Source organism: Deltaproteobacteria bacterium (assembly GCA_019308995.1).
In the GTDB taxonomy this organism is placed as follows: domain Bacteria; phylum Desulfobacterota; class Desulfarculia; order Adiutricales; family JAFDHD01; genus JAFDHD01.
This window is the reverse complement of the sequence record JAFDHD010000039.1, coordinates 1-26,387: the sequence shown is the minus strand read 5'-3', so window position 1 is coordinate 26,387 and position 26,387 is coordinate 1. Positions and strand designations below refer to the sequence as shown.

Sequence of the window (26,387 nt, the reverse complement as noted above, 5' to 3'; positions counted from 1 at the left end):
GACCCCAAGGACAATCCGGAAAATAAATTTATCTTTGATATCTGCCTTCCGGTCAAGCCGTTGTAAGCAGAGCAAATAGCAAGAACACGTTCCGATTGAAAAGGTTTGAGATTGCTTTGTCACTTCGTTCCTCGCAATGACATTTTATAATAATATCAATAGGATGTCATTGCGAGCCCTTTGCTTTCGCTCTGGACAGGCTCTGTGAAGCAATCTTTCCTTTGGTTTCCCCCGAAAAAGGTTTAATCGAAAAGTTATTTTGCCAATCCCTATAAAAAGAAAGCAGTGAGCAGTCTTCGTGGCCTTTAATTTCCATTTATTAATTAGAATTCTGAAAACAAGCTCTTATCTGTTCACCATGCTTCGTGTTACAGCATAAAGAGGCCTTGACCAGGCTTCAGGGAGCAGGTATTATTTTTCTTAATATTTGTGGGGAAAATCTTCTTCAAAACCAAGTTCATACAGATTTCTGCAATGGACGATCAGTTAAAGAAAAAATTAGAAATCCTGAAAAACACTTTGAAAGGATTCGGATCAGCCCTAGTGGCCTTTTCCGGGGGTGTGGACAGCAGTCTTCTTCTTAAGGTCGCGTCTAACGTCCTGCCGAATCGAGCCGTGGCTGTCACAGTGAGATCGGTTTTAAGCCCCCCTGGTGAGGTTGAGGCCGCGCAGAAGATTGCCCGGAACCTGGGGGTTGAGCACCTGATTTTTGAGTTTGAGCCTCTCTTTCTGGATGAAATAAGGACCAATTCCCCTGAGCGGTGTTATCACTGTAAAAAAGCCCTGGCCCGCCTGCTGAAGGTAAAGGCTGAAGAGCACGACCTTGAATCTGTCCTGGAAGGCGGTAATGCCGATGATAGCCTGTCTTACCGTCCTGGAGCCCGTGCTGTAATCGAAACCGGACTTAAAAGCCCCCTCAAGGAAGCCGGATTAAAAAAGGCCGATGTGCGGACCCTGGCGCGGGCCCTGGGTTTAAACAACTGGGATCGTCCTGCCCTGCCTTGCCTGGCGACGCGTTTTCCTTATAACACAATTCTGACTCCAGAATCGCTCAAGCAGGTCTTTGAGGCTGAAAAGCTGATGGCCGCTCATGGTTTTTTTGGAGGTCGAGCTCGGCATCACGGGGATATCCTGCGCCTGGAAATTCCTCCTAAGCTAATTAATTTTTTCCAGGACGATAAGCTTCGCCAGACCCTGGTGGAAGGTTGCAAGGCCCTGGGATTCAAGTTTGTGACCCTGGATCTGGCCGGGTACCAGAGCGGGGTATTTGATGAAAGAGACGGCAATTAATACTTCTTTAATAAAGCAACAATATGGCTGAAGTATTAGGTATTCTGGTTAATTCGGATGGGAATGTACCCGCAGCTGCATTGGACTGGGAATTGAGAACCTGTACGTGGCCCTTTTTATTGTTGACGCACCCATTGTGATGGGAGAACGTCAAGAGGCTTTTCTGGACCAACTGGAGATGATCTTTGATCTGGAAGGCAAGGTCTTCTCCAATGTCCAAGACAATGTGAACCGGTTCAGGTTTATTAATTTCATGTCGCTCAAGGATATGGCCCCGGAGATTCGAAAATACGATGTGTTAATCACTTTTTAATGGCATAATTGATGAAAATATTGCATATTTTTAAAACAGAACCGGACGAAAAGATTAAGACCCTGGCTGACGCCTGGCATGGACAGAACGAGGTCACGAAGTTCTATCTATACCAAAAACCAGTAGACTACGATCAACTGATTGTTCTTATCTTCGAAAACGACAGGGTTTTGTGCTGGTGACAGCCGAGGGAGGCAGAGGGGTTACCCGGAGCAAGTCATGGATATCCTTTTAGTTACGCCGGAAATCATTCCCTTTGCCCGGGCCGGCGGCCTCGGGGATATTTCACATTATCTTGCCCGGGCCCTGGCTGAAAGGAACCACCGCCTTCGAATCATCACGCCCAAGCACCGTTATACCACAGCGGCCGGATATCCTTTAACCCGCATCTCAGAAGAGGTTATCATACCGCTTTCGAGGCAGGAGAAGACCGCGGAGTTCTTCTCTACAAAGATGGAAGGCGATATTGATGTCTTCTTTGTGGGCTGCGACGAATTCTATGACCGAGATGGGCTGTATGGAAATGAGTTTGGAGATTATGAGGATAATGCCGAGCGGTACATCTTTTTCTCCCGGGCGGTGCTGGAATTTATTCGTCTCTCCGGGCTTAAACCGGAAGTTATTCATTGCCATGAATGGCAGACAGGTCTGATCCCGGTTTATGTCAAGACCCTGTATCAGAATTTGAAAAATCTGGCCAACACTGCTACTTTATTCACTTTTCACAATCTAGGCTCCCAAGGCGTCTTCATGCATTATGATTTCCCGATCACCGGTCTGGGCTGGGAGTTCTTTACGCCGGAGTACATTGAGTTTGAAGGCAAGTTCAACCTGGCCAAAGCCGGTTTGATCTTTGCTGATCTGATCAGTACTGTCAGCCATAAATACGCCCGGGAGGTCTTGACTCCGGAATATGGCTTTGGCCTGGAGGAAATTCTTAAGGCCAGGCAACACGACACCTTTGCCGTGCTCAATGGGGTGGATTACCAGGTCTGGGATCCAGCGGTGGATCAAAATCTTGCGGCTAACTTCTCTCCTCAAAATCTAACCCCAAAGGCTCAATGCCGGGAAGACCTGGCCCAGGCGTTTGGTCTCGTGGTGGACGAGGACCCGATAGTGGGGGTTATCTCTCGACTGGTTGAACGTAAGGGTCTTGATCTCATCATTGCGGCCATGGATCGTTTTATCGCCCTCGGCCTGAAGCTGGTCATCCTTGGCACCGGGGAAGATAAATATCATGTTTTACTCAAGGATATGGCCGCGGCTTATCCGGATCGAGTGGCCATCATACTCATGCATGAAAAATCACTGGCTCATAAGATCATGGCCGGGGCGGACATTTTCCTCATGCCTTCGCGCTACGAGCCGTGCGGGCTGGAGCAGCTTTATAGCCTGAAGTATGGCACAGTTCCTGTGGTCCGTTCTACCGGTGGGCTGGATGATACAATCATTGACTGCTACCAGGACCCAGACAATGGGAACGGCTTTAAATTCTCAGACTACACCCTAAAGGACTTGCTCCAGGCTATGGCCAGAGCGGTACACATGTTCAGAGACAGGCAGGCCTGGGAAAAATTAATGCTTCGAGGCATGAGTTACGATTACTCCTGGACCAAGGTAGCGGCGGAATATGAGAAGCTGTACCAACGGGCACAGGCAAAGATCAGAGGTAATTAATGCCGGCTAGAACAGATAGTTATTCAGTGCTCGATAAAGTGATCCGTATCTCCAATTCGACGGTGGATATCGAGCGCCGCCTGAACAACCTTCTCAAGCTAATCGTCAGGGAATTCACTGCCGACAGGGCCTGCCTTTTTACGCTGGACCGCGAAGGCATGGCCCTGGTCCTGCGCAACACGGATAGTAATGATCAGATGAAGCTGGACCTGCTTCGTTTTGATCTGAAAGACAATTTTATCGGCCGAACGGCCTTCATGCGTAAATCAATTTTATTGGGGCCGGAGCAGCGCGGGAATTCGGAGTGGCCGCTGCAGGCCTTTTTCCAGAAGTATAAGACCCTGGTCACCTTTCCGATCATGGACGACCAGTATTTATACGGGGTCCTGGCCCTGCTCAACTTTGAGCCGCGCCACTATTTTCCGCGACAGCTTGCTTTACTTGAAACCATCTCGCGAGAGATGGCCGGAACCATCCGTAACTCACGGCTTTATATCGAAGCCAAGAAACGTATTGCCGAGTTATCGGTCCTGTATGAGGTTGGCAAGGCGGTCAGCGCGACCATTGAACTGGATGAGATATTAAATAATGTGGTCACCATCAGCGCCAATGTGCTCATGGCCGAAGGATGCGCCCTCAATGTTCTAGAAGAAAGTACCGGCGTGTTGCGCGTGGCTGCAGAATACGGAAACATCCCTACCGGATGCCGGTTCCGGCACATGTTGAATAAAGATAATGGCTCCATCGAAGAGGCGGTTCGTATGTGTGTGTCTCGAAAAGAACCTTACTTTGGCCCGGCCTCAAAGGACCCCTATTGTGAGGGTATGAGAAAGGAAGGCGGAAAGAAGTCCGTCCTCTGTCTGCCTTTAAGCTTCAAAGGCCAGTATAAAGGCACCTTGTGCCTTTACAACAAAACCGCTTCGGCCCCGGGCCAGCGACAGGAATTCAACCGGGAAGACCTTGAACTCATGACCACCATGGGAACCATGATCTCCAGTTCCCTGGAAAACGCGCTGACCTTCCAGACCGTTGATGCTCTCGGTCAGCACAATGAAGCCCTGGTCCGCAGCCTGAGCTCTCTTTATGACATTAGCGGCGCTATGATGATAACGGTCAAGACGGACGAACTCCTGAATATCATCGCCAACGCCCTGACCCACGAGCAGGGACTCGGGTTTGATCGCGCCCTGCTGTTCCTTGTAGACGAAGAGGAAAAGTATCTCAACGGGGCGGCCATATCCCATGCAACCGTCAAAGAAAAGGAAGAGGAATTTGAAAATCTGGACACGGTCTTGAGCCATAAGCACCCTCTATCCCCTGAAGAGGCCAGCCAGTTTGAAGATTTTCTCAACCTCAAGTTGTCTCTGAATGAAGATGACGGGATTCTGGTTCAAACCGTTCTGAATAAAAAAGCCTCTATCGTGACGGAAGTGGACCAGAAATGGGAGATATCAAAGGTGTTCGGTTTCGGCCGCCAGCCTTTCGCTTTAATGCCCATGTTCGCCAAAGCCAAGGTGGTGGGGGTCTTTGCTGTAGACCGGGCCTTCAGTCAGGAACCAATTACATCAGAAGACATGCAAAACCTGTCCATGCTGGCGAATCAGGCCGGTCTGGCCATTGAAAATTCGAGGCTCTATGAATACATCGAAAATGTTAATCGGGAACTAAGCCAGGCCCGCGAGCGGCTCCTGGAGGTCGAAAAGTTAGGCGCCTTAGGGGAGATGGCTGCGGGCATGGCGCACGAGATTCGTAATCCCCTGGTCTCGATCGGGGGATTCACACGGCGCATCCTCAAGGTTATTGACGAAGATTCACCCGTCAAACCTTACATTAAGGTGATCATTGATGAGGTCGCCCGCCTGGAAAAGATCCTCCACGATGTACTGGATTTTGCGCGTGACAGTCAGGTCCATTATACCTGGAACGACTTAAATGAGGTGGCTGACGAAGCCCTCTATCTCCTGAAGCGAGATATGATTGAAGCAAAGATAGAGGTCCACAGGAACTTTCATGCCAATCTTCCGCAAGTATACATGGACAGGCGGCAGATCAAGCACGTTTTTTTCAACCTGTTCTTGAATGCTTGCCAGGCCATGGAGCATGGTGGGACCCTAACCGTAAGAACCTACCTGACCCGGCTTTACGAGCTGACTTCAGTGGCCTGCGAGGTGGCTGATACCGGTCCAGGGATCCCGTCCGAAGTCCTGCCCAATATCTTCAACCCCTTCTTCACCACCAAGGATACCGGGGCCGGCCTGGGGCTCTCGATTGTTCACAAGATTCTGAGCCGGCATCACGGGGAGATAGACGTATTCAACCGGGAGAGGCAGGGAGTGTCCTTTATCGTCAAGCTGCCTTCTACCGAGTATTCCGGGATCCAGGTGAGTTAAGCAGCAGCCCTATTCTGATTCGGACTTGGCAGGTCGCCAGTGGTTCTTGATCTGCTTGCGGATGAAGCGTTCCAGAGCCCCCTCTTTCTCAAATAGCTTGGAGTCAAGGTTTGTCAGCGGGATTTCCGCCCGGGCCATGGTGCGGTGCCCGCCAGCGGAGCCAAAGCGGCCAAAGGCCCTGGTCAGAAGTGTGCCAGCGTCCTTGCGGATACCGGCCGTGCGAAAGATAATAATCAGGTGATCCTTGACAATTCCGGCCACAAGGCTCTGATTGATCTCATAGACCCTCACGAAAAAGTCGGCCATCAAGACCAGTGTATCTGCATTATCCACCTGGCCCAGATAGACTGAAGCCATCCCTTTCCATATTGTAAACCGGTTCAATGCCTCACGGAAGTACTTCAGCACAGCCCGGGTCAGTTCCGAATTCTCAATCTTATTGATCAGGTTGATGTTGGTATGGGGGAAAAGAAAACGAAAGGCCCGCATGTCCTCTAATTGGCCCTGACTGGCGAAGTTGTGCGTATCGGTCTTGATGCCGTAAAACAGGGCGGTGGACAGATTTCGGCTTGGGACGATTTTGGCTGCCCGCAGGTACTCGGTCATGATGGTTGCCGTCGCTCCGTAGTCAGGCCGGACATCAACGAACGAAGCATCTATCTCGCACAGAGGGTGGTGATCAACGATAAGGTCAAACTTCAAATCGGCCCAGTTCTTATGGTGAGGGGGTTGGGAGTCTACCATGGCCCGACGCGTGAAGGTATTCGAATTTACCTGGCGCAGGTGAACAAGAGGAATCTTGAGCAGCTCGATCATAGCCAGGTTGTCGGCGCGTTTGATGGTGTTGGTATGGGCGATAGTGACCGAGGCCACACGCCTCCACAGCAGCCTTTTCAGGGCGCAGGCACTGGAGATGGCGTCCGGGTCGGCATGGATGAGGATAAGCAGCCGATCATCATTCTGGATCGAGTCATACAGTAAATGAAGGCGCTCGATCATGGTACTCGACTTAGGCAAGATATGAATTTTATTAACCATTTTTTTTAGGCCGGCTAACTTTGCCGGTCCTCCTCTTTGGCTAAAGGTAAGGCCCGCGCCTCAGGTTTCAACACCACTCTGATATTTTGCGGCCAGACGCGCTGAATACTCAGCCCCAGCGGGCGATCCACGTCTCTGACCGAAAGGTAAATCGAGTGTTCCCCGGCAGGCAGCATACCCAGGTTGACCTGGACCTGAACCTCTCCTTCCTTCAGGGTTGCCGCCTGATGACGCGGGCCTGAGAGCTCCACGTTGACCTCTTGAACCGATTCCTTGTCCAGGACCAGATTGGAAGTCATATTGACATACCTCACCGGAGCGTTCACTGTGACGTGGAAATCCTGTTGACCGGCCAGGGCCAGCCAGGCCAAGGCCACCAAGGCAAAGGCGCCGAGCTTGACTCCCCAATTCTCGACAAAGGCAACTCTGAGGAATCCTTTCACCATGGGCCGGGGCGTTGGGGTTAAACCGAGCCAGTCATTGAGGCGCGCCTTCAAGGGTTCGGGTTCGCTCCAGGTCACAAACTCTCCTGATACCACCGTGGAGACCTCACCCCGCTCCTCTGAAACCACGAGACAGACGGCATCCGTTCGTTCAGACAGCCCCATTGCGGCCCGATGCCGCGTACCAAGCTGCTCGGGCAGGTTATCCCTCTCACTCAACGGAAGAATAGCACCCATCTCTGTCAGGCGGCCGTCAGCAATAATGATCGCTCCGTCGTGAGCTGGCGAGTGAGGATTGAAGATGCTTTTTAACAGGGCTGGGCCTGGCAGTCCCATGACCGGCTGACCCGAATGAATAAATTCCGTGGGGTTATCGTCCCGGACCAGCACCATGATCGCCCCGGTTTCTTCACGGGCCAGTTCGAAGGCTACCTGAACCAGGTCCTGGATGGAACTCGCCTCGGATAAATAGCGCCTCGATCTCAAGTAACGTAAAGGGCTGACCTTTTCCAGAACCTGCCTGATTTCAGATTGAAAGAGAATTAAGAGCAGGATGACTAAAACCTGCCAAAGGACCTGGAAAACCCAGGTAGTCATGAAAAGGCCCCAAAATCTGGCCAGCGAATAAATCAGGCCCAGGACCACCAGGCCGATGAGTACTCGCAGGGCCTTTGTCCCCCGGAACCAGACAAAGAGCTGGTAAGCCACCAGGCTCAGGAGAAGAATATCAAATAAGTCCCGGAAGGTTAATGTCGGGATGATACCCAGGACGGACACAATGTCTCTCCTTGATAATAATCAGTATAACTTAATATTTCCCTGAATGAAGAAAAAGATTTTATATCAACTCCAGATCAGTTGACTGTTTAAAAATCCCCGGAATTTATCTTGAGTCTTCCTAAAAACTTGTAATAACCCGGTTTTTAAGATAAGAGGTATGTATGGCCCACCCATCCCAAATCGGCCCTGGAATATTTATGGTGGCCGGACCTGATCTGACCGATCCGCGGGACGCCCTGGCTTACTTGATTCAGGATGGGAAAGAACTGGCCTTGATTGACGCCGGGGCCGGTCCGAGCTACTCCGCGATCATAGATCAAATCCGGCTAGCCGGTCAAGCCCCTGATCACCTGCGCATGATCATTGTCACACACGCTCATATTGATCACATTGGAGCCCTGGCCGATTTTGTTAGGGATTATAGTGTGTCCATTGTGGCCCACGCTGAAGACTGCCAGGCCCTGGAAGCGGCCGATCCGGTCTTAACGGTCGCGAAAAGTTATGGGCTGGACCTGAAGCCGGTGGAAGTGACCGTGAAACTCGAAGGCCGGATAAATCGTCTGGCCCTGGGGCAGACCGAGTTAACCTGCCTGCACACGCCCGGGCACACCCCCGGGTCCATGGTGGTTCACCTTAATCGGGACGGCAAACGCTACCTCTTCGGCCAGGACATCCACGGCCCGTTTGATCCCTCGTTTGGTTCAGACCTCAAGGCCTGGCGCGCCTCCATGAAGACTTTACTCGACCTAAAGGCTGACGTCCTTTGCGAAGGGCACTTTGGTGTTTTTTACGGAACAGATAAAGTAGCTGAATTCATTCATGAATTTTTAGACCAGTATCCGGCTTGAAAAACCTGGTTTTATTCCCTCGTTCCAGGGCTCTGCCTCAACTCCAATCCCTATTGTACAATAATTTAAAACTTACAAATTCAGTAGATTATTCAGAGATTTTTCTTATATTCTCTTCAACTATAGCTATTTTCCTGCTGGCGCCGATCTCTTGAAAAATATTCAGGGCCTGATTCAGCAGTTCCAGGGCCTCGCGCTTTTTCACCTGTTCGGCGTAAATGACAGCGATATTGACCAATTGGCTGGCCTCGCCCTGCAGATGGCCGATCTCTTGGTCAATATCAAGCGCCTTCTGATGGGATTTCAGTGCCGCTTCCAGATCGCCTTGATTATCGTAAATGACGCCGATATTGCCTAACTGGTTGGCTTCGCCCTGCCGATACCCGATCTCTTGGTCAATATCAAGCGCGTCCTGATGGGATTTCAGCGCCTTATCCAGATCGCCTTGATCACGGTAAATGAGGCCGATATTGCCCAATTGGTTGGCTTCTCCCTGCCGGTACCCGATCTCGCGGTGAATATCAAGCGCCTCCTGATAGGATTTCAGGGCTTTATCCAGATCGCCTTGAGCAAGGTAAATGTTGCCGATATTGCCCAATTGGTTGGCTTCTCCCTGCCGATACCCGATCTCACGGTGAATCTCAAGCGCTTCATGAAAGTGTTTCAGTGCCGCCTCCAGATCGCCTTGAACACCGTAAATGATGCCGATATTGCCTAACTGGTTGGCTTTGCCCTGCCGGTACCCGATCTCTTGGTCAATATCAAGCGCGTCCTGATGGAATTTCAGTGCCTTATCCAGATCGCCTCGATTATCGTAAATGACGCCGATATTGCATACAAAAGCGCTTTCAAGCTGTTTATCTTTCTTCTTTCGGGCGATTTTCAGGCCGGATTCATAAGCGTTTTTGGCCTGCGGGTAATCTGAAACGCTCAAAAGCGCATTGCCAAGGTTCAAATAGCAGGACATGGTCGGAAGCACGTCCACGGATCTCTGATAATTGCCAGCGGCTTCCTTAAAGCGGCTGGCATCATAATCCTGTTCACCAGCATTGAAGTAGTCTCTTGCCTTTGCAGCTAACTCATCAGTGGCGTCTTTTATCTCTTTATCGAAACCGGTAAGGGTTGCCTTTTCTATGGATTCACCGGAGGGACCGGGACTATAGGTTATTTTTAGTTCCAGAGGTTCCTGGCCTAAACTTCTTCTGTAAACACCTGCCGCGACCACAATAATAAACGATGCGAAGGTTACGAAAAAATAATAGATGTCCCGGCCATCAAGTATGTCGAGGGATGGATATTTAGAAAAAAAGGCAGTATAAGTCGCACCAAACAAAAACCCGCCAAGGGCCGCCAAAGGTCCAAAAATAACAATGAGGATATCAAGAGCAGTTCTCATATTACACCACCGTAAAGAGCCAAAGGCAGAAGACCCACGAGAATGGAACAAATTGTAATTGGAACCTGAACTCTTGTGGGGATTAAAGTATCATGAATTATTAATATTTGTAAAGAATGGTTAAATTGAAGGTTTTCGATGCTCGTTCCCAGGTCGGGGCTTGGGAACCAGAAAATCGCAGGGGTTTTTTACGGATCTTCATTCTGCTTGAGTATTGCCAGGACTTCTTTTGCTTTGGGGGCCTTGCCAGACCATAACTTTACGACCGGCTGAAATCTCTGGCTTTCATCCACAACCAGGACCACGGGCACCGGTTCATCCAGCACTTCCCAGTAAGCCGCCTCAGCCATGCCATCCAGCAAGTTCACGTCATAAGGCGGGGCGACGTTCACCCCGCGTTTGACCAGCTCCTCGACCAGGGGCCTGACATCCTCGCTGGCGCTTCACATCAGGCGTGTGAAAACCAATACCTCAAGCATGACCGAATTATACCACAGAATATGTTCAAACCTTAAAATGCAAGACGCCGGTCAACAAACATCGAAACGCTGGCGCGTCAGCGAAAGCTCCAGGCCCGGCTAAGCGGACGATTTCAGAATTTATTGCGGTTAAGGGCTGATTAATTGTACATTTAAAGAAGGAATAGTATCAGAGGCAAGCCTGATGCCTGAAGCGCCGCTCGTTTTGATCATTGACGACGACCCTATTGTGCACAAGATGTTGAGTACATGGCTCTGGAGAGCGGACTATAAAGTCGTCGGGGCCGCCCGAGGTCAGGAAGGCCTCGATCTAGCTTGATCAAAAGGAGCATTTTTAAAAATTGTTTTTAAAGTTCAAATATCTGGCTGGGTGTATCCTGAAAGGCCACTTCTAGTTGAAAATCTGCCAGAGGAGCCAGGACAGAGCCGACTCGAGCCAGGGCCAGCTCCGGTTCATTGTTGGTTTCACTCAGGTGAGCTAAAACGACCTGCGTCAACCCCTTGTGGGCCACGGAGCTCAGTAATTCGGCCGCGTCATCATTGGACAGGTGACCGTGCCGACTCTGCACCCGGCGTTTTAACTCCCAGGGATAGGGGCCGTTTAAGAGCATCTGGGGATCATGATTGGACTCGATGACCAGGGCCTTGCAATTAGATAAACGCGTCCGAACGAGATTGGTAGCCACCCCAAGATCAGTAGCCAGGCCGAGCAGGACTCCATTGTTGCTCAAGGTAAAACCCACCGGGTCCGCGGCGTCATGGGAGAGGGAAAAGGGATGAATGCTGAACGGCCCTAAATCAAATTTTTCTCCGGTTCGGAAAAGGCTCACCAAGACCCCTGCAAGTTCTGCCTGGCATTGGGTCAGGGTGAGTTCATTCATGTGAACCGGCAAGCCCAACCGCCTGGCCAGAATCCCGACCGCGGAAATATGGTCATGATGCTCATGGGAAACCAGGATGGCCCGCAGTTTCTGCGGGGACAATCCCGCCACGGCCATGCGGCGTTCAAGCTCCTTCCCAGATAGGCCGGCGTCCACCAGCACGGCCACGCCTTCGGCCTCGACCCAGATGGCGTTGCCTTTGCTCCCGCTGGCGAGTGTACAGAATTTTATGGCTCAATCTCCTCGTTGGCGAAAAGTCAATGTCAAAAGACAATACCGGCTCTGTTATTATCGCAGGTGAAGAGCTTCCCCAACCGCTTTTCCAAAGGATGAGTTTGAAAGGGCTTTTGAATCCTCTTCCAGCCTGGTCGGCCCGAACCGGATCACAGCCTCAACCAGTGTGACCAAAACCGCCTGGGCCGCGGTCGGTCTCTTCCAGCTCTGAAACCAGGTCCAGCTCGGCCTGCCAGACCCGGGTGAAAATCATCTGAGCGATGCGATCGCCCCGCTTGATGGTCACCGGCTCTTGGCCCAGGTTAATGACCGCCAGTCCGATCTCACCGCGGTAGTCTGCATCAATGGTTCCGGGGGAGTTGATCAGGCTGAGGCCCTTTTTCAGGGCCAGACCGCTGCGAGGACGAATCTGCGCCTCAAAACCCGAAGGCAGGGCCATGGCCAGGCCGGTGGGAATCAGCATGACCTGTCCGGGTTCCATGACCACGGATTCCTTTACGGCCGCGAGGAGGTCCATGCCGGCGGAACGCGGCGTCATGTATGCCGGAAGAGGCAGGTCCTGATCTTCTTCAGGGCGAATGCGCTTCACCTGAACCTTTATCTCGCTTTTCATCTCTTCCTTACTGATTCAAAATATCGGGTTGGAGTTCGTTTTCAGAAACACTGCCCAGGACGGTCAGGGCCAGGCTCTGCGGCTGGAAATATTCCTCGGCCAGGCCCACGATCTGGTCTTTGGCGACCCTGTTGATAGATGTCACGATTTCCTCATAGCTGACGTTCCGATGATAGGTAACCTCATTTCTAGCCAGGCGGGTCATAAGGTTATCCGTGCTCTCCAAATTCAATGCGATCCCGCCCTTCAGATACTCCCGAGCAGCTTTTAGCTCGGAATCCTTTATCTCTCCCATCCTGAGTTTTTTTAATTCGGCCAGAATAAGGCGGATCACTTCATTCACCTGCTTCTGACCGATTCCAGCGTATATTCCTAATAACCCGGCGTCAATGTAAGTGGAGAGGAAAGAATAGATTGAGTAGGCCAGGCCTCGGTTTTCTCTGATTTCCTGAAAAAGCCTGGAACTCATATTGCCACCGAGGATGGTACTGAGCATAGCGGCAGCGTAGCGCCTTTCATCCACGGCGGTTGGAAACGGGGAGCCGAGGCAGAAGTGAACCTGCTCCAGCTCCTTTGCAGTGATTGTTACGTCGGTCTTGACCTCAGGGGGCTGACGAACCAGATTATCTTCAACGGCTGGCATAGCCTCAAGGGACGGCCCGATCAAATCCACAAAGGCCTTATGTTCCAAATTTCCGACGGCGGCAATGATAATCTTGGTAGGCAGATAATGTCGCTTGAGATACTGGTAGATTTCTTCGCGGCCAGCCCGGGAGATTGTCTCGACCGTTCCCAGGACCGGGCGGCCGAGAGGCGCGCCGGGCCAGAAGTTCTGGCCGAAGAGCACATGAATATGCTCGTCCGGCGTATCCTCGACCATGTTGATTTCCTGAAGAATGACCTGCCGTTCCCGGTCAATGTCCTCGAAGTCGAACACAGAGTGAAGGAAGATGTCAATTAGAAGATCGGTTGCCAGAGGGAGGTGATCGGACATGACCCGGGCATGAAAACAGGTGTATTCCTTGCTCGTAAAGGCGTTGGCCATCCCCCCGATCTGATCAATCTCCTTAGCTATCTGAAGGGCGTCCCGGCGAGCGGTGCCTTTGAAGATCATATGCTCAATGAAGTGGGAGAGGCCGGCTTCTGATTCGTTCTCATCCCGGGAGCCGATGTTCACCCATATGCCCACTGAGACGGATTTGACATGCGGCACCCTTTCCGTCAGAATGCGCAGCCCATTGTCAAACGTGGTCTTCCTGTACGAGGGTTTCACGTCCTCCCACCCTGATGAATTGACGAAGCCGAAGTTAGCTTCTTATCTCAATGGCGCTTCCCAGCAGCCTCTTCCAGGACAGCCTTTCTGGAAAGACGAATCTTTCCCTGTTTGTCTATATCAAGGACCTTGACCAGAATCTCATCGCCCTCCTTGACCACATCGGTCACGGCCTTTACGCGTTCCGGGGCCAGTTGAGAGATGTGAACCAGACCATCGGTTCCGGGAAGTATTTCGACAAAGGCTCCAAAATCCATGATCTTGACCACCTTGCCCTTGTAAATTTGATCTACCTCCGCCTCCTGGGTCACCTCTTTGATCTGTTTGATGGCTGTATCGGCGGACTGAGCGTTACGCGCGTAAATAATAACCTTGCCCGTGTCTTCCACGTCTATGCGGGTGTCTGTCTCGGACTGGATGGCTCTGATGACCTTACCTTGAGGCCCAATGAGGTCACGAATTTTATCCGGGTTGATCTCGATGATCGTTGTCTTGGGGGCGTATTCTGAAAGCTCGGGTCGCGGTTTGGCAATGACTTTCTCCATCTCGTCCAGGATATGCATGCGCCCCTCACGGGCTTGACTCAGGGCCTTTTCCAGAATCTCCTTTGAAATACCCTTGACCTTGATGTCCATCTGTATCCCGGTCACGCCTTTTCTGGAGCCGGCGATCTTTAAGTCCATGTCTCCGAGGTGGTCTTCATCACCGATGATGTCGGTCAGGATAACGACCTCGCCGTTCTCCACTACAAGTCCCATAGCCACACCGGCGATAGGAGACCTAATTGGCACACCGGCGTCCATAAGGGCCATGGTTCCGGCACAGACCGTAGCCATGGAAGAAGAACCGTTAGACTCTAGTATCTCGGACACAACACGGATGGTGTAAGGAAACTCCTCCTGATCTGGCAGCACCGACTTGAGTGCCCTTTCAGCCAGGGCCCCGTGTCCCACATCGCGGCGCTTGGGCGGGCCCAGACGCCGGGCTTCTCCAACGCAATACGGCGGGAAGTTATAGTGCAGCATGAACGACTTGGAGGTTTCGCCAATCAGGGCGTCCAGGCGCTGATCGTCATGGCTGGTGCCCAGGGTGGCGATGCCAAGGGCCTGCGTTTCACCGCGGGTAAATATGGCTGAACCATGGGCTCGAGGCAGAACCGCCACCTGACAGTTGATGGGGCGAACCTCTTTTACGCTCCGCCCGTCAATCCGCTTCTCTTCTTTCAGGATCAGGTCGCGGAGAATGTCACGCTCTAACTCCTCAAAAGGCAGGCTGATTTTTTCAGCCGCATCAGGGTAATTTTCACTCAACTCCTCAACCGCTCGTTCACGAAGGAGTCGAGATTTTTCGTGCCGTTCCTGCTTGGCCGGGGTCAGTAAAGCCTCTTTAGCTTCAGCGCGATATTGATCCTTGACCATGGTGGCAAAGGCCTCGTCCTGCTCGAACGGCGGGGGCTGGCGTTTGGGTTTTCCCAGCGCGGCCTTCAATTCCTCCTGCATGTCCAGGATGGGCTGAATCTCCTTCTGAGCCAGGAAGACGGCCTCCAGAAGCACCTCTTCTTCCACTTCGATCGCCTCACCTTCAACCATAACCACGGCTTCACGGCTGCCAGCCACGATGATGTTCAAATCCGACTTTTCGATTTGAGATTGAACGGGATTGGTCACCAATTCTCCGTCCACTCGAACCACCCTCGTTCCAGCGATAGGGCCCTGAAAAGGAATATCCGAAATTTCAAGGGCTGCGGAGGCGCCGATCAGGGCCAGCATATCGGCGTCGTAGTCCTCATCTACTGAGAGGACGGTGGCGATGATCTGGGTTTCGTAATTCCAGCCCTCAGGGAAAAGAGGACGGCAGGGTCGGTCAATCAAGCGTGCAATCAATGTCTCCTTTTCCGAAGGCCGCCCAACTTCTCTACGGAAAAAGTTCCCGGGGATACGGCCCACAGAGTAATAACGTTCCTGATATTCTACCGTCAGGGGTAAAAAATCTATCCCGGTCCGTTGGTCGCGAGTGCTCACCACTGTCACCAGAACTATGGTATCCTCACACCGGACCATAACCGCGCCACTGGCCTGTCTGGCTACATGATCAGCCTCGATTATGAGGGTTGCTTCTCCAAATTGTTTTTCTAGTTTCATCTTTTTTCACCAGTCTTTCTTAAAAAGAGTATTTAAAATATTAATGAATAGTTAGCTTTACCTTCTAATGCCTAATCTGGAAATTACCTCTCGGTATCTGTCAATATCCTTTTGTCTAAGATAATTAAGTAATCTTCGTCTCTGGCCTACCAATTTCAGGAGGCCGCGCCGGGAATGATGGTCCTTTTTATGAATCTTGAAATGCTCTGTAAGATACCCGATCCGCTCACTTAACAGGGCGATCTGAACCTCAGGAGACCCGGTGTCAGTATCATGAGTCCTGAATTCATCAATGAGTTCTTTTTTTCTTACCTGAGTTAGCGTCACCTTAAAAAATCCTCCTTATAAAGATGGTGGCTCCTTGGTAGCCTATAAAGTTTACGACCGCCCTAAAACCCTGAGCGGTGTCAGGCTTTCATTTTTTCTATCTGCTGTTCGAGGGTCATATTTATAAACAGCCAGTAGATCGGTTTCCGGGGATATGACTTGTACCGGGCCTGGCTGAGGGTTGAAGTTCTCCAGACGGTTCAAAGGCAGCGGTTGCCCGTTTTCGACCAGGCGAATCAAAACACCGGGAACCTGAACGACCGGCATGAAGGACAGAGCGTTTTCCAGGGGGATGATCCGCTCCGCCAGCCGACCTTTTTGTGCCAAAATCTCGGCCTCCTCAAGGGTTATAGCCTGCTTAAGAGTAAAGGACGCATTGGTCAAACGCTTCAGACTCTCCAGGCATGCGCCGGTGCCAAGCTGGCGGCCCCAGTCAGCCACCAGGGAACGAATGTATGTCCCTTTTGAAACTCTAGCCAGGAAAGATACCCCGGGCAAATCTATCTCTGTAACCGTCAGCTCATGAACCATCACCTCCCGAGCCTTGGTCGGGACTTTTTCTCCGCGGCGGGCCAATTTATAGGCCGGTTGACCCTGGTGTTTTAAGGCCGCATACTGCGGCGGGACCTGTTCGATGAGCCCGACAAATTCTGCGGCCACACGGATAATTTCCTCGGGATTCAGGTCGAAGTCAGTCTTCCTGGAGGTAACCCGCCCGGTGATGTCATCCGTATCCGTGCACAGACCCAGGATCATGCGTCCGGCATAACCCTTTTCCCCGGATTGGAGAAAGGGGACGAGCTTGGTAGCCTGATTGATGCAAAGAAGCAGAAGGCCGGTTGCCATGGGATCCAGGGTGCCGGTATGTCCAACTCTTTTGACCCCCAGAGCCTTCCTGATGCGCCGGACCACCTCAAAAGAGGTCAGCCCGGCGGGCTTGTCCAGGATCAGAACGCCGGAGAGGCTGCTGTTATAACGATTCGACTTCATGACTGACCTTAGGCCCCTTCTGGAGGCAGAAATGAGATGGCCGCCGATATGACCCGGGTTTTAACCTCTTCAACGGTGCCAGCCAGGGAAAAGCCAGCGGCATTATGATGTCCGCCGCCGCCAAAGGTTCCAGCCAAGGCCGCCGCGTCTACCTTTCCCTGGGATCGAAGGCTGACATGACAGACTCCATCTCCATTTTCCGTGATTAAAAGGGCCAGTTCCACTCCTCTGACCGAGCGGGGGTAACTGACGAACCCCTCGGTGTCTATTTTAGAAGTCTTAGTGGCGGCCATGACCTCGGAGTTGACGGTCAAGGTTCCTATTCGGCCCTGGTGGTAATACTCTATGTTTTCCAAGCTCCGGCTCAGCAGATTCAATCTTTGAGGAGGCATATTGAAGTTAAGCTGACGAAAGATTTCCCACGGTCTGGCGCCCCGTCTCACCAGTGCGGCCGCAACGTCCAGACATGAGGCTGTGGTGTTATCAAAACTGAACGAGCCGGTATCAGTACTGATAGCTGTGAAGAGGTTGGTTGCCATCTGGGGAGTGATATCCACCTCCATGGAGATCAGAAGCTGATAGATCAGCTCGCCAGTGGCTGAAACCTCCGGATCAATCATTGAGGCTGCCGATAGAACCGGCTGCCCAACCTCGTGATGATCAAGGATCGCCAGGTCTTGAATCAGGGCTGCCTTGGCAGCCTTCTTACCCGCTCGCTTCAAGGAGTGACAGTCCAAAAGAACTGCGATATCAAAATCATTCCATGCGTCGAGGCGAGTGGCCACTTCTTTTGCATGAGGCAGGAACTTATAAAGCGGAGGCACCCCTGTCTCATTAAACAGCCTCACGCTCTTACCCAGAGACCTGAGGCCTTCTCCCAAGGCCAGCATGGACCCTAACGCATCCCCGTCAGGGTTTATATGGCTCAGAAGCAGAAAGCTGTTTTTTTTCTGAAAGAGTGCGGCCAGAGTTTTTATACCGATCTGGTTCACCTCAAACTTATTTTTTATTTTCTTGCGGCGTGTCTGTTGCATGCAGACGCTTGAACACCTCGTCCATGTGTTGGCTGTACTCCATTGACTGGTCGAACCGAAAGACAATCTCGGGCACGAATTTCAGGCCCACCTTTCGACCGACTTCCCGACGGAAGAAACCGGTTGATCCTTTCAGAGTCTGCGCAACCGCTTCTCGGTCCGCATCCTGGCCAAAAAAGCTGTAGTACACCATCGCCCTTCTCAGATCAGGGCTGACCTCAACCCTGGTGACCGTGACTGACTGCAATCGAGGATCTTTGACCTTTGCCAGCAGGAGGTAGGAGACCGTTTCCATGATCAAACCCTGAATTCTGGCCACTCTTCTCGTACTCATTGCAGCGTCTTTCCCGATAGAATCGGATTCTTAAAAAATGTTGATAATCTCTGTTTGAGAATCAATAATCTCCGCCTCGGTCGTTCGTTCTATGAAATCGAGAACCTTGTCCATGGCCGAGTTGATGTATCGGCGGTCGTTCCCAACCAGGGCCAGGCCCAGTCCGGCGCGTTGCCAGAGGTCGTTATCCTCCACTTCGGCTGCGGCCAGATTAAACTTCGCCCTCAACTTTCCGAGAAGGCTCTTGACGACTTTCCGTTTGCCTTTGAGGGAGGAGTTGCCCGGGATAATCATTGTAACCCTCAGAATGCCAACGACCATCTTTTTTTCCTCGGGGCAAGCCTCTTACAAAGTGGCGCTCATTTCCTCTATGACGTAGGCCTCGATCATATCACCGACCTTAACGTCATTGAAATTTTCCAGGCTGATTCCGCATTCATAGCCGCTGGAGACCTCCTTGACGTCATCCTTGAACCTCTTGAGCGAGGCCATAAGGCCGTCGAATAGAACAATACCATCCCGGAGCAGCCGCACTTTAGCGCTGCGTACAATCTTCCCGCTGGTGACAGCGGTACCGGCCACGGTTCCGATCTTGGAAACCTGAAAGGTTTGCTTTATCTCCGCCGTACCGATCGTTTCTTCAACATAAGTGGGTTCTAACAGGCCGACCATGGCTTCCTTGACTTCCTCGGTCAGCTTATAGATAACATCATAGTACCGAATCTCAATATTCTCGGATTCGGCCAGTTCCTGGACCTTGGCGTTCGGTCGGACGTTGAACCCAATGACCGAGGCATCTGAAGCGGAGGCCAGCATGACATCCGTTTCATTTATCGCACCGGTGGTGGAATGGATGACGATGATTTTGATCTCATCGGTGGACAGGGCTGACAGCGCATCGTTGATGGCCTCAAGCGAACCCTGGACATCCGCCTTGAGCACGATGTTTAACTCTTTGGCCTCTCCTTCCTTGATCCGCTCGTAAATAGTTTCCAGGGTTACCTTGGAAGTCTTGATCAGTTCCAACTCACGCTGTTTGAGTTGCCGGTACTGGCTGACCTGCTTGGCTCTTTTCTCATTCTCAAGGACGAGGAATTCGTCTCCGGCGCCAGGAACGCCTGAAATACCCTGAATTTCCACGGGTAGGGACGGCCCGGCCTGATTCAGTCTCCGGCCGCTGTCATTGAGCATGCCTCGAATTTTGCCATAATAGACGCCGCAAACAAAGGGATCGCCAGGCTTAAGCAGACCGCTTTGCACCAGAATAGTGGCCACCGGGCCGCGGCCTTTGTCCAGGTGGGCTTCAATGACCCGGCCCTGTGCCCTGCCATGAGGCGCGGCTTTCAGCTCGATTACTTCGGCCTGAAGGAGAATGAGGTCCAGCAGTTCGGTGATCCCTTGCCCTGTCTTAGCAGAGACGTTAGCGAAAATCGTATCACCGCCCCATTCCTCCGGAACCAGTCCCAGTTCAGAGAGACTGCGTTTTACGCGGTCCGGATCAGCCTCGGGTTTGTCAATTTTATTGATGGCCACAAGGATTGGCACACCGGCGGCCCTGGCGTGGTCAATGGCTTCCCGGGTCTGTTCCATAGGCCCATCGTCGGCGGCGACAACGAGAACCACGATATCGGTTATCCGGGCTCCCCGGGCCCGCATGGCGGTGAAGGCCTCGTGGCCCGGGGTATCGAGAAAGGTGATATTTCCTTCATCGAAACTGACATGATAGGCGCCGATATGCTGAGTAATGCCTCCGGCCTCACCTTCGATAATATTTGTCTGTCTGATAGTGTCCAGGAGTAAGGTTTTACCGTGATCTACATGGCCCATCACCGTGACCACCGGCGAGCGTAGGGTCATTTCTATCTCTTCCGGCTCAACCAGATGGAGAACCTCTTCCTCGTCAAAGGCGCCTTTGGTCACCTCATAATCGAATTCAGAGGCCACCAGTTCAGCAGCATCATAGTCAATGGCCTGGTTGATATTTGCCATGATCCCCAAGCTGATGAGCGTCCGGAGAACATCCTGAGCCTTGACCCCCATTCTCTTGGCCAGTTCCGCGACGGTAATGGCTTCAGCGATTTTTATGCGCCGTTTAATGGCCTTGGGAACAGTAATAGCGGGTTTTTGGGTTTTTTTAACGGCCCGGGCGATTTTCCGATATCGCGCCGAACGGGTTCGGCCCATGGGTTCTTCATCATAAAGTTCTGTTCGCTCGATGATTTCCCTACGCCGGAACGGTTTTTTGGGAACGGCTTTTACTTCATCAGATATTTCGGGCTCGGCTTTGGCTTTCCTTTTCTTCTTGAGCTTTTTGGTCTCTGCTTCAGGCAGGACGAGCGAGACGGTGGGTTCCGGAACTGGCTTCTCCGGAAGAGGTTCAGGCGGTGTTGCTGGTTTTGGAACCGGTTTTTCCTCTGGTTTTGCCTCAGGAGGTACGATTTTGGGCCGACTGATAATCCGGGCCGGTTCTCCCTTTGGTCTTTTTATTTTTTTTATTTTGGGTTGAGGCTTGGCTTCCTCTGCCAGCTCTTCAACCGACGGCTCCGCGGCCGCCTCACCAGCTGTTTCTGCAGGTTCTCCGAGGGCGCTTTCAGTGGCCGGTGTTTCAGCGAGGGAAGGTGTACCTACCGCCTTGGCTGCTGGCTCCTCCTGAAGGGGTGATTCCAGGGGTTCCGAAGGCGCTGCCTCGGTCGGCTCAACCGCCTTGGCTTCGGCTTCAGCCGTTTCCTCAGCGGACACCTCAATGATCTTTTTTCTCCGCCGAACGATTGTGGCACGGATTTTCTTCTCGACCACTACCTGGGACTTGCGGCCCTCAAGACGATCCTTAATCTCACTGACCTGCGACTCATCAACGGTACTGGAATGGCTCTTGACCGGATAGCCCATCTCCTGGAGCTTTTGTACCAGCACTTTATTGGTCATGTTTAGCTGTTTGGCTAATTCGTAGATCCTAATCTTTCCCATGTACTACCTCCATCGAGGTAATTTTTTTCAAAGGCGGCTCGGCGCCATAATCGCTTTGTGCAGATCTATCTAAGGTAACGTCACCTTTTAACAAATTTCTTCCTGCCATGGTACTGCCGATGATTCCAGAAGGGCGGTCGAGACTGGGCGGCGGAAGGCCCGAGCCAGCTTTTTTTTCTTTAACATGGCTTTCAGGCAAACTCGAGAAGGGCAGATATAAGCCCCTCGGCCCGGCCGTATCTGCTGCTCGTCCCACACGACCCGTCCTTTTTCGTCCAGGGCCAAACGCACGAGTTCGGATTTGATCCTCTTCCTTGAACATCCAAGGCAGGTCCGAATAGGGCCCCCGGAGCCTGATGCAGCAATCACTATCCACCCCTATCCAGACTCCTCTTTGTTTTCCAAACCTTTTTCACTCTCCTCTGTGGTCTGGGTGGGCATTTCTACAGAGGGACTGCTGCCTTCCGATAACTCCGTCAGGGGCGGGGCGGCTTCTGCATCCTCAGCCGCCTCACTCGCTTCTTCCGTTGTTTCGGCTGATTCATCCATGGCTGAAACCGACTCATCGCCGGCCGGCTCTTCATCTCCCTCGGCCTCTTCAATCTTGGCGTTATCTATGTAAATGCGTGCGGCTTCGATGATCTCTTCCGGGTTTGTTTCGTCCAGTTCCGGAACCTGTTGTAATTCTTCAGGGCTGGAAGTCAGGAGATCGAAGACAGAAGTATAACCAGCCTCATAAAGCGCATCTGCCATCTTCTCGTCTATCTGAGGCAGGTTCAGCAAAGTCTGGTAGCCTTCTTTTAACATCCGTTCATATTTTATCTCATTCTTAACGTCAATCCGCCAGCCAGATAGTTTGGAGGCCAGGCGCACATTCTGGCCCTTCCGGCCGATGGCCAGGGAAAGCTGTTCATCAGGCACCACAACCTCCATGGTGCGATTGAGTTCATCCACGATGACCCGGGTAACAACCGCGGGGGCCAAGGCATTGACAATGAAACGGGCAGGGTCGGGGTTATAAGGGATGATATCAATCTTTTCTCCCCGCAGCTCCTGGACCACACTCTGGACCCGGGAACCCCTGATCCCAACACAGGCCCCGACCGGATCAATGTCCTTGTCATCGGAAACAACAGCTATCTTGGAGCGGCTGCCTGGTTCCCGTGTCACCGCCACGATGCGCACAATACTTTCGGATATCTCAGGCACCTCCATCTCAAAAAGGGCCTTCAGAAAATCGGGGTGGGTGCGGGAAAGAATTATCTGCGGGCCGCGTGTGATCTGCTTCACTTCTAAAATGAGGGCTCGAACACGGTCGCCCTGCCTGTAATTTTCCTTCGGGACCTGTTCACTGATGGCGAGAAGGGCGTCCGTTCGACCTAAGTTAACGATAATATTGCCTTTATCAAAACGCTGGACAATGCCGTTGATGATCTCGCCCTGACGGTCTTTATAATCCTCATAAATGATGTCACGCTCAGCGTCTTTCATACGCTGAATGATAACCTGCTTTGCTGACTGGGCGGCAATACGGCCGAATTCTTCAGTATCCATTTTGACACCCAGTTCGTCCCCAATCTGGGACTCGATATCAAGCTGCCGTGCGTCTTCCACAGCGATCTGGAGTTTATCGTCAGTGACCTTCTCCACGACCTCCTTGAACTGGAAGACCTCCACCTCGCCAAATTCCTCATTGAAGTTGACCTCAAAGTTGTCGGCCAGACCAAACTTCTTTTTCACGGCGGACTTGATAGCCTCTTCAAGTGTTTCGATCAGGATCAGGCGATCAATGCCTTTATCCCGGCTGATCTGATCAATGACACGTCCTAAATCGGAACTCATTTTTTTCTCCCTAATAAACGGTTTTATTAACCTTTATCATGCACGGCCCCAATTCACTTCCGGCTCCAGGACGACTCCTTCAGTCTCATCCAACCGAACTTCGAAGGCCTGGCCGTTGACCTCCAACTTAATCAGTCCATTCTCAAGACCCAGAAGCCGCCCCTTGATTTTTCTCTGCCCGTTAACAGGAGATTTCGTCTTGACTCGAACGAGACGACCGGTGAAGTGAACGAAGTCAGCCAGCTTTTTTAAAGGCCGATCCAGCCCCGGTGAAGAAACCTCGAGGTTATATGGCCCCGGGATAACATCATGCGCCTCAAGCAGGCGCCCGATCTCCTTGCTGATAGTAACACAGTCATCAAGCGTCACCCCTGAGCCGGGAGTCTGGACTCCAGCAGATGGTTCCGTTTCAAAGGCTCGATCAACAAAGAGACGCAGGACCCAACCCCCTCTTTCCCGGCGGTACTGAACTTCAATCAAATCGAAACCTTGGGCCTCCAATGCTGGCCCGGCCAAGGTTTCCACCGCCTGAATCACCTTTTGGATTTCGTCTTTCATTCAACCCGCCAAAAAGAAAGCGGGTTACGAAACCCACTTTCAATAGTTGACACCTTTCTGCTATCTCAAGGGCCGGCCAAGATGAACTGAGCTGTTTCTAAGCTTCAGAGTGCGCTCTTTCCTCTTTAAGTCTGAAAGCGTTCACTCTCGCCCTACAAACCTACTTCCCGCCTGCAAGGCGCCTTCCACTAACAGGTTCACAAAAATAAACCTGCAGCTTTGGCCGGGATTTATTCTAAACAGTTACCGTAAACCCCGCACCCTTGCTCATCAACTACTGGAGCGGGCAACGGGGTTTGAACCCGCGACCCCAAGCTTGGGAAGCTTGTGCTCTACCAGCTGAGCTATGCCCGCTCAACTAAGTATTTTTTATCACCTGTCTATTTGTATGTCAATATTTTTTTCAACAATATCATAGAGGTGCTGATACAGGGCGTGCTCTGGTGGCAGGTGTTTATTTCGAGTCAGTACTAGGCAAGCTGTTTCTTTTCAAAAGGCGCGATAAGAATAAAGCGCACGGGATGGGAACATTTTGAAACTATCTCCTTAGATTTGTTAAAAAAAATATGCTGCGCCATTGGAACAGCGCAGCCGTGATAATCTTTAGAGCAAGCTATGGAGCTGCTCAGCACGGGTGGGATGACGAAGACGCTCCAGGGCTTTCTTTTCGATCTGACGCACCCGCTCTCGCGAGATATTGAATTTACGGCCAACCCCTTCTAGACTACAGGCTTCATCTTCATCAATCCCAAACCTGAATTTCATAACTCTTTCTTCTTTTGGCGAAAGGGAGGCCAGGTTTTCTTTCACCACCTTGTTTATTTCATCAAAGCTTATCTTTTCAAATGGGGATTTGTCTTCATCACTCACGATATAATCGCCGAGGAAAGACTCTTCATCGGCCAGCGGGGTTTCCAGAGAAACGGGCTCAGGGATGAGCTGAATGATCATATGGACTTTGTCCAGGCTGACTTCCATGGCCTCAGCTATCTCGGAGGGACTGGGCTCTCGCTGAAGCTCTGCGAATAACTCGTAATATGTCTTGAAAAATTTGTTGCGCGCCTCGACGAAGTGCACCGGAAGGCGGATGGTGCGGGATTTATCATAAATGGCCCTGGTAATAGATTGTTTGATCCACCAACTGGCATAGGTGGAAAAGCGGTTCCCGGTGGAGTAGTCATATTTGCTGGCCGCCTTGATCAGGCCCACATTGCCTTCTTGAATGAGGTCGGAAAAAGGCAAGGCGCGATTAATGTATTTCTTGGCAATGTTTATCACCAACCGCAAATTGGCAGTAATTAATTCCTCCTTGGCCTCCCGTACCTTTTGGTCAATGCGCTTGATGCGACGATAGAGGTCGTCCAGGATTCTGCTGCGCGGATGTTGAGCGGCCATGTCCGCCACGCTCCTCACTATCAAGGACATAGTCTCGTTTTCGGTCAAATTGGGCCGCTTTCTCTTCTCCAGCCAGGTGATGACCTCATGCTTCAAATCCTGCATTTCCCTGAATTTAACCGAACATTTCAAGGTTAAGGCGACCATCATCTCCTGGCCCTTTTTAATCCTTTTCCCCAGGATCAATTCACGTTCCGGAGTGATGCGCTTGTAATGCTTCATTTCGTTCAGGTAAGCGATCATGGTGTTCTCGTTAGCCCGACCCTCTTTAACTTCCTGACCTGCAAGGCCTTCATCCGCTACCTGATACTTCGCCAATCCAATCCTGCCTGCTTTAAAATTCTGGTGCTCAAAATTTGAAAAAACTGAAGTTTCTGTTAGATTTACAGGATGACTTCCCATCATCATGTCCGAAACCCCTCTCCTTTTTCTTGATGCCCATAATAAAAATTTACTTTAATAGATAGAAGGCGTAAATGAGGTTCAGGACTCATTTCGAGGGAAAAAGACCTTATTTTTAGGGAGGAATCAATTTAAGGCGAGAATTACCTTCAGAGACTGATAACCACAATTTAAGGCGAGAATTACCTTCAGAGACTGATAACCATTATCTTTTCAGATAGCTTTATCAAGGCTATGTATTGTGTATGGGGGCTTTATGATGTCGGTCAAGATAGATACCAGGGGGCAAGGCAGGGCCAAGTATCAGGAAGAATTATGAAACTTGAGGTACAAAAGATAAAAGACGAATACCCGGTCAGTAGCGTCGAAGGTAGGGATTGAGGTACAGGATTCTAGGCCCTGTTTTCCTGGAAACTGGGCCCATGAACCCAGTTATGATAGTTGTCAAGTCAGGTTCCTTTGGGGTCTTTCTATCGGACAGATAAATGTCTGTCTCCAGTGAAATGACCGCCAGGTAAAGCTTTCATTTCCTTGTAAGCAGACATCTGAAAAAAGCATGTTGTGAGCATTTGATCTCAGAAGGCTGAACAAGCCGGCCTAAGGTTCGACGTTGACCAGGAGGATACTCTGAGCGAACTTGAGGACATCATGTTGAGAGTGCAAGTTCAATTTTCCCATGATATTGGCCCGATGATTTTTAACGGTCTTGGGGCTGATGTTCAAGATCTCTCCGATCTCCCGA

General features: G+C 51.4%; 25 protein-coding genes and 1 tRNA gene. 6 read left to right on the top strand and 20 right to left on the bottom strand.

Features of this window, described 5'->3' with window-relative positions:
* The first annotated feature begins 474 nt into the window (after positions 1–474).
* From larE to JRI95_08500, 5 genes are all read left to right on the top strand, one after another.
* Entirely contained in the window at positions 475–1,290 is an 816-nt protein-coding gene (gene larE, locus JRI95_08520; protein MBW2061589.1) for an ATP-dependent sacrificial sulfur transferase LarE, read from the top strand.
* Between the two features lie 106 nt (positions 1,291–1,396).
* Positions 1,397–1,603 (top strand): hypothetical protein, encoded by a 207-nt coding sequence (locus JRI95_08515; GenBank protein ID MBW2061588.1) that lies wholly within the window; start codon positions 1,397–1,399, stop codon positions 1,601–1,603.
* A gap of 11 nt (positions 1,604–1,614) precedes the next feature.
* Positions 1,615–1,785: a hypothetical protein gene (locus tag JRI95_08510; GenBank protein MBW2061587.1), complete on the top strand. Its 171-nt coding sequence runs from the start codon at positions 1,615–1,617 to the stop codon at positions 1,783–1,785.
* A 37-nt stretch (positions 1,786–1,822) separates the two neighbouring features.
* Entirely contained in the window at positions 1,823–3,280 is a 1,458-nt protein-coding gene (locus tag JRI95_08505; protein MBW2061586.1) for a glycogen synthase, read from the top strand.
* On the top strand, positions 3,280–5,670 hold the full coding sequence (locus JRI95_08500; protein ID MBW2061585.1) for a GAF domain-containing protein: 2,391 nt from the start codon (positions 3,280–3,282) through the stop codon (positions 5,668–5,670). Before JRI95_08505 ends, JRI95_08500 begins: the two co-directional genes overlap by 1 nt.
* Positions 5,671–5,679: 9 nt before the next feature.
* Here the strand turns inward: JRI95_08500 and JRI95_08495 are convergent, their stop codons facing one another.
* Together JRI95_08495 and JRI95_08490 are read right to left on the bottom strand one after the other, a co-directional pair.
* On the bottom strand, positions 5,680–6,708 hold the full coding sequence (locus JRI95_08495) for a DHH family phosphoesterase (GenBank protein ID MBW2061584.1): 1,029 nt from the start codon (positions 6,706–6,708) through the stop codon (positions 5,680–5,682).
* 14 nt (positions 6,709–6,722) lie between these two features.
* Positions 6,723–7,928: a diadenylate cyclase gene (locus JRI95_08490; protein MBW2061583.1), complete on the bottom strand. Its 1,206-nt coding sequence runs from the start codon at positions 7,926–7,928 to the stop codon at positions 6,723–6,725.
* A gap of 164 nt (positions 7,929–8,092) precedes the next feature.
* Between JRI95_08490 and JRI95_08485 the strand changes: the two genes are divergently transcribed.
* Positions 8,093–8,779, top strand: a complete 687-nt coding sequence (locus JRI95_08485; GenBank protein ID MBW2061582.1) for an MBL fold metallo-hydrolase — start codon at positions 8,093–8,095, stop codon at positions 8,777–8,779.
* An 88-nt stretch (positions 8,780–8,867) separates the two neighbouring features.
* Here the strand turns inward: JRI95_08485 and JRI95_08480 are convergent, their stop codons facing one another.
* From JRI95_08480 to JRI95_08395, 18 genes are all read right to left on the bottom strand, one after another.
* Complete coding sequence (locus JRI95_08480) at positions 8,868–10,175, bottom strand: tetratricopeptide repeat protein (protein ID MBW2061581.1); 1,308 nt, start codon at positions 10,173–10,175, stop codon at positions 8,868–8,870.
* A gap of 188 nt (positions 10,176–10,363) precedes the next feature.
* Positions 10,364–10,567 (bottom strand): hypothetical protein, encoded by a 204-nt coding sequence (locus JRI95_08475; protein MBW2061580.1) that lies wholly within the window; start codon positions 10,565–10,567, stop codon positions 10,364–10,366.
* 434 nt (positions 10,568–11,001) lie between these two features.
* A complete protein-coding gene (locus JRI95_08470) occupies positions 11,002–11,766 on the bottom strand; it encodes an MBL fold metallo-hydrolase (GenBank protein ID MBW2061579.1) in 765 nt (254 codons plus the stop codon).
* Between the two features lie 160 nt (positions 11,767–11,926).
* Positions 11,927–12,382 (bottom strand): dUTP diphosphatase, encoded by a 456-nt coding sequence (gene dut, locus JRI95_08465; GenBank protein ID MBW2061578.1) that lies wholly within the window; start codon positions 12,380–12,382, stop codon positions 11,927–11,929.
* 7 nt (positions 12,383–12,389) lie between these two features.
* The gene (locus tag JRI95_08460; protein MBW2061577.1) at positions 12,390–13,655 is read right to left on the bottom strand and encodes an insulinase family protein; all 1,266 of its coding nucleotides are present in this window, start codon (positions 13,653–13,655) and stop codon (positions 12,390–12,392) included.
* Between the two features lie 47 nt (positions 13,656–13,702).
* Positions 13,703–15,796 carry a polyribonucleotide nucleotidyltransferase gene (pnp, locus tag JRI95_08455; protein ID MBW2061576.1) on the bottom strand — a complete coding sequence of 698 codons (2,094 nt, stop codon included), beginning with the start codon at positions 15,794–15,796 and terminating at the stop codon, positions 13,703–13,705.
* Positions 15,797–15,853: 57 nt separating this feature from the next.
* Positions 15,854–16,123, bottom strand: a complete 270-nt coding sequence (rpsO, locus tag JRI95_08450; protein ID MBW2061575.1) for a 30S ribosomal protein S15 — start codon at positions 16,121–16,123, stop codon at positions 15,854–15,856.
* 51 nt (positions 16,124–16,174) lie between these two features.
* Positions 16,175–17,113, bottom strand: a complete 939-nt coding sequence (gene truB, locus JRI95_08445) for a tRNA pseudouridine(55) synthase TruB (GenBank protein ID MBW2061574.1) — start codon at positions 17,111–17,113, stop codon at positions 16,175–16,177.
* 8 nt (positions 17,114–17,121) lie between these two features.
* A complete protein-coding gene (locus tag JRI95_08440; GenBank protein ID MBW2061573.1) occupies positions 17,122–18,147 on the bottom strand; it encodes a DHH family phosphoesterase in 1,026 nt (341 codons plus the stop codon).
* Positions 18,113–18,481 (bottom strand): 30S ribosome-binding factor RbfA, encoded by a 369-nt coding sequence (gene rbfA, locus JRI95_08435; protein ID MBW2061572.1) that lies wholly within the window; start codon positions 18,479–18,481, stop codon positions 18,113–18,115. The genes JRI95_08440 and rbfA overlap by 35 nt, the downstream gene beginning before the upstream one ends.
* Before the next feature lie 30 nt (positions 18,482–18,511).
* A complete protein-coding gene (locus JRI95_08430) occupies positions 18,512–18,802 on the bottom strand; it encodes a DUF503 domain-containing protein (protein MBW2061571.1) in 291 nt (96 codons plus the stop codon).
* Between the two features lie 24 nt (positions 18,803–18,826).
* A complete protein-coding gene (infB, locus tag JRI95_08425) occupies positions 18,827–21,448 on the bottom strand; it encodes a translation initiation factor IF-2 (protein ID MBW2061570.1) in 2,622 nt (873 codons plus the stop codon).
* An 87-nt stretch (positions 21,449–21,535) separates the two neighbouring features.
* Positions 21,536–21,817, bottom strand: a complete 282-nt coding sequence (locus JRI95_08420) for a YlxR family protein (protein MBW2061569.1) — start codon at positions 21,815–21,817, stop codon at positions 21,536–21,538.
* 9 nt (positions 21,818–21,826) lie between these two features.
* Positions 21,827–23,290, bottom strand: a complete 1,464-nt coding sequence (gene nusA, locus JRI95_08415) for a transcription termination/antitermination protein NusA (GenBank protein ID MBW2061568.1) — start codon at positions 23,288–23,290, stop codon at positions 21,827–21,829.
* Positions 23,291–23,326: 36 nt separating this feature from the next.
* Positions 23,327–23,848, bottom strand: a complete 522-nt coding sequence (locus JRI95_08410; GenBank protein MBW2061567.1) for a ribosome maturation factor RimP — start codon at positions 23,846–23,848, stop codon at positions 23,327–23,329.
* A gap of 278 nt (positions 23,849–24,126) precedes the next feature.
* A tRNA-Gly gene (locus tag JRI95_08405) sits at positions 24,127–24,202 on the bottom strand.
* Positions 24,203–24,451: 249 nt separating this feature from the next.
* Entirely contained in the window at positions 24,452–25,561 is a 1,110-nt protein-coding gene (locus JRI95_08400) for a sigma-70 family RNA polymerase sigma factor (protein MBW2061566.1), read from the bottom strand.
* A 681-nt stretch (positions 25,562–26,242) separates the two neighbouring features.
* A partial coding sequence (locus JRI95_08395; GenBank protein MBW2061565.1) for a helix-turn-helix transcriptional regulator occupies positions 26,243–26,387 on the bottom strand: 145 nt, incomplete at its 5' end.

Bases quoted from the DNA above. Each gene is read 5' to 3' on its own strand.
- dut (MBW2061578.1), bottom strand. From the start codon at position 12,382: ATGAAAAGCGAGATAAAGGTTCAGGTGAAGCGCATTCGCCCTGAAGAA.
- rbfA (MBW2061572.1), bottom strand. From the start codon at position 18,481: ATGAGTACGAGAAGAGTGGCCAGAATTCAGGGTTTGATCATGGAAACG.
- JRI95_08480 (MBW2061581.1), bottom strand. From the start codon at position 10,175: ATGAGAACTGCTCTTGATATCCTCATTGTTATTTTTGGACCTTTGGCG.
- truB (MBW2061574.1), bottom strand. From the start codon at position 17,113: ATGAAGTCGAATCGTTATAACAGCAGCCTCTCCGGCGTTCTGATCCTG.
- JRI95_08495 (MBW2061584.1), bottom strand. From the start codon at position 6,708: ATGGTTAATAAAATTCATATCTTGCCTAAGTCGAGTACCATGATCGAG.
- JRI95_08510 (MBW2061587.1), top strand. From the start codon at position 1,615: ATGAAAATATTGCATATTTTTAAAACAGAACCGGACGAAAAGATTAAG.
- JRI95_08500 (MBW2061585.1), top strand. From the start codon at position 3,280: ATGCCGGCTAGAACAGATAGTTATTCAGTGCTCGATAAAGTGATCCGT.
- JRI95_08430 (MBW2061571.1), bottom strand. From the start codon at position 18,802: ATGGTCGTTGGCATTCTGAGGGTTACAATGATTATCCCGGGCAACTCC.
- larE (MBW2061589.1), top strand. From the start codon at position 475: ATGGACGATCAGTTAAAGAAAAAATTAGAAATCCTGAAAAACACTTTG.
- JRI95_08505 (MBW2061586.1), top strand. From the start codon at position 1,823: ATGGATATCCTTTTAGTTACGCCGGAAATCATTCCCTTTGCCCGGGCC.
- pnp (MBW2061576.1), bottom strand. From the start codon at position 15,796: ATGAAACTAGAAAAACAATTTGGAGAAGCAACCCTCATAATCGAGGCT.
- nusA (MBW2061568.1), bottom strand. From the start codon at position 23,290: ATGAGTTCCGATTTAGGACGTGTCATTGATCAGATCAGCCGGGATAAA.
- JRI95_08485 (MBW2061582.1), top strand. From the start codon at position 8,093: ATGGCCCACCCATCCCAAATCGGCCCTGGAATATTTATGGTGGCCGGA.
- JRI95_08410 (MBW2061567.1), bottom strand. From the start codon at position 23,848: ATGAAAGACGAAATCCAAAAGGTGATTCAGGCGGTGGAAACCTTGGCC.
- JRI95_08440 (MBW2061573.1), bottom strand. From the start codon at position 18,147: ATGCAACAGACACGCCGCAAGAAAATAAAAAATAAGTTTGAGGTGAAC.
- infB (MBW2061570.1), bottom strand. From the start codon at position 21,448: ATGGGAAAGATTAGGATCTACGAATTAGCCAAACAGCTAAACATGACC.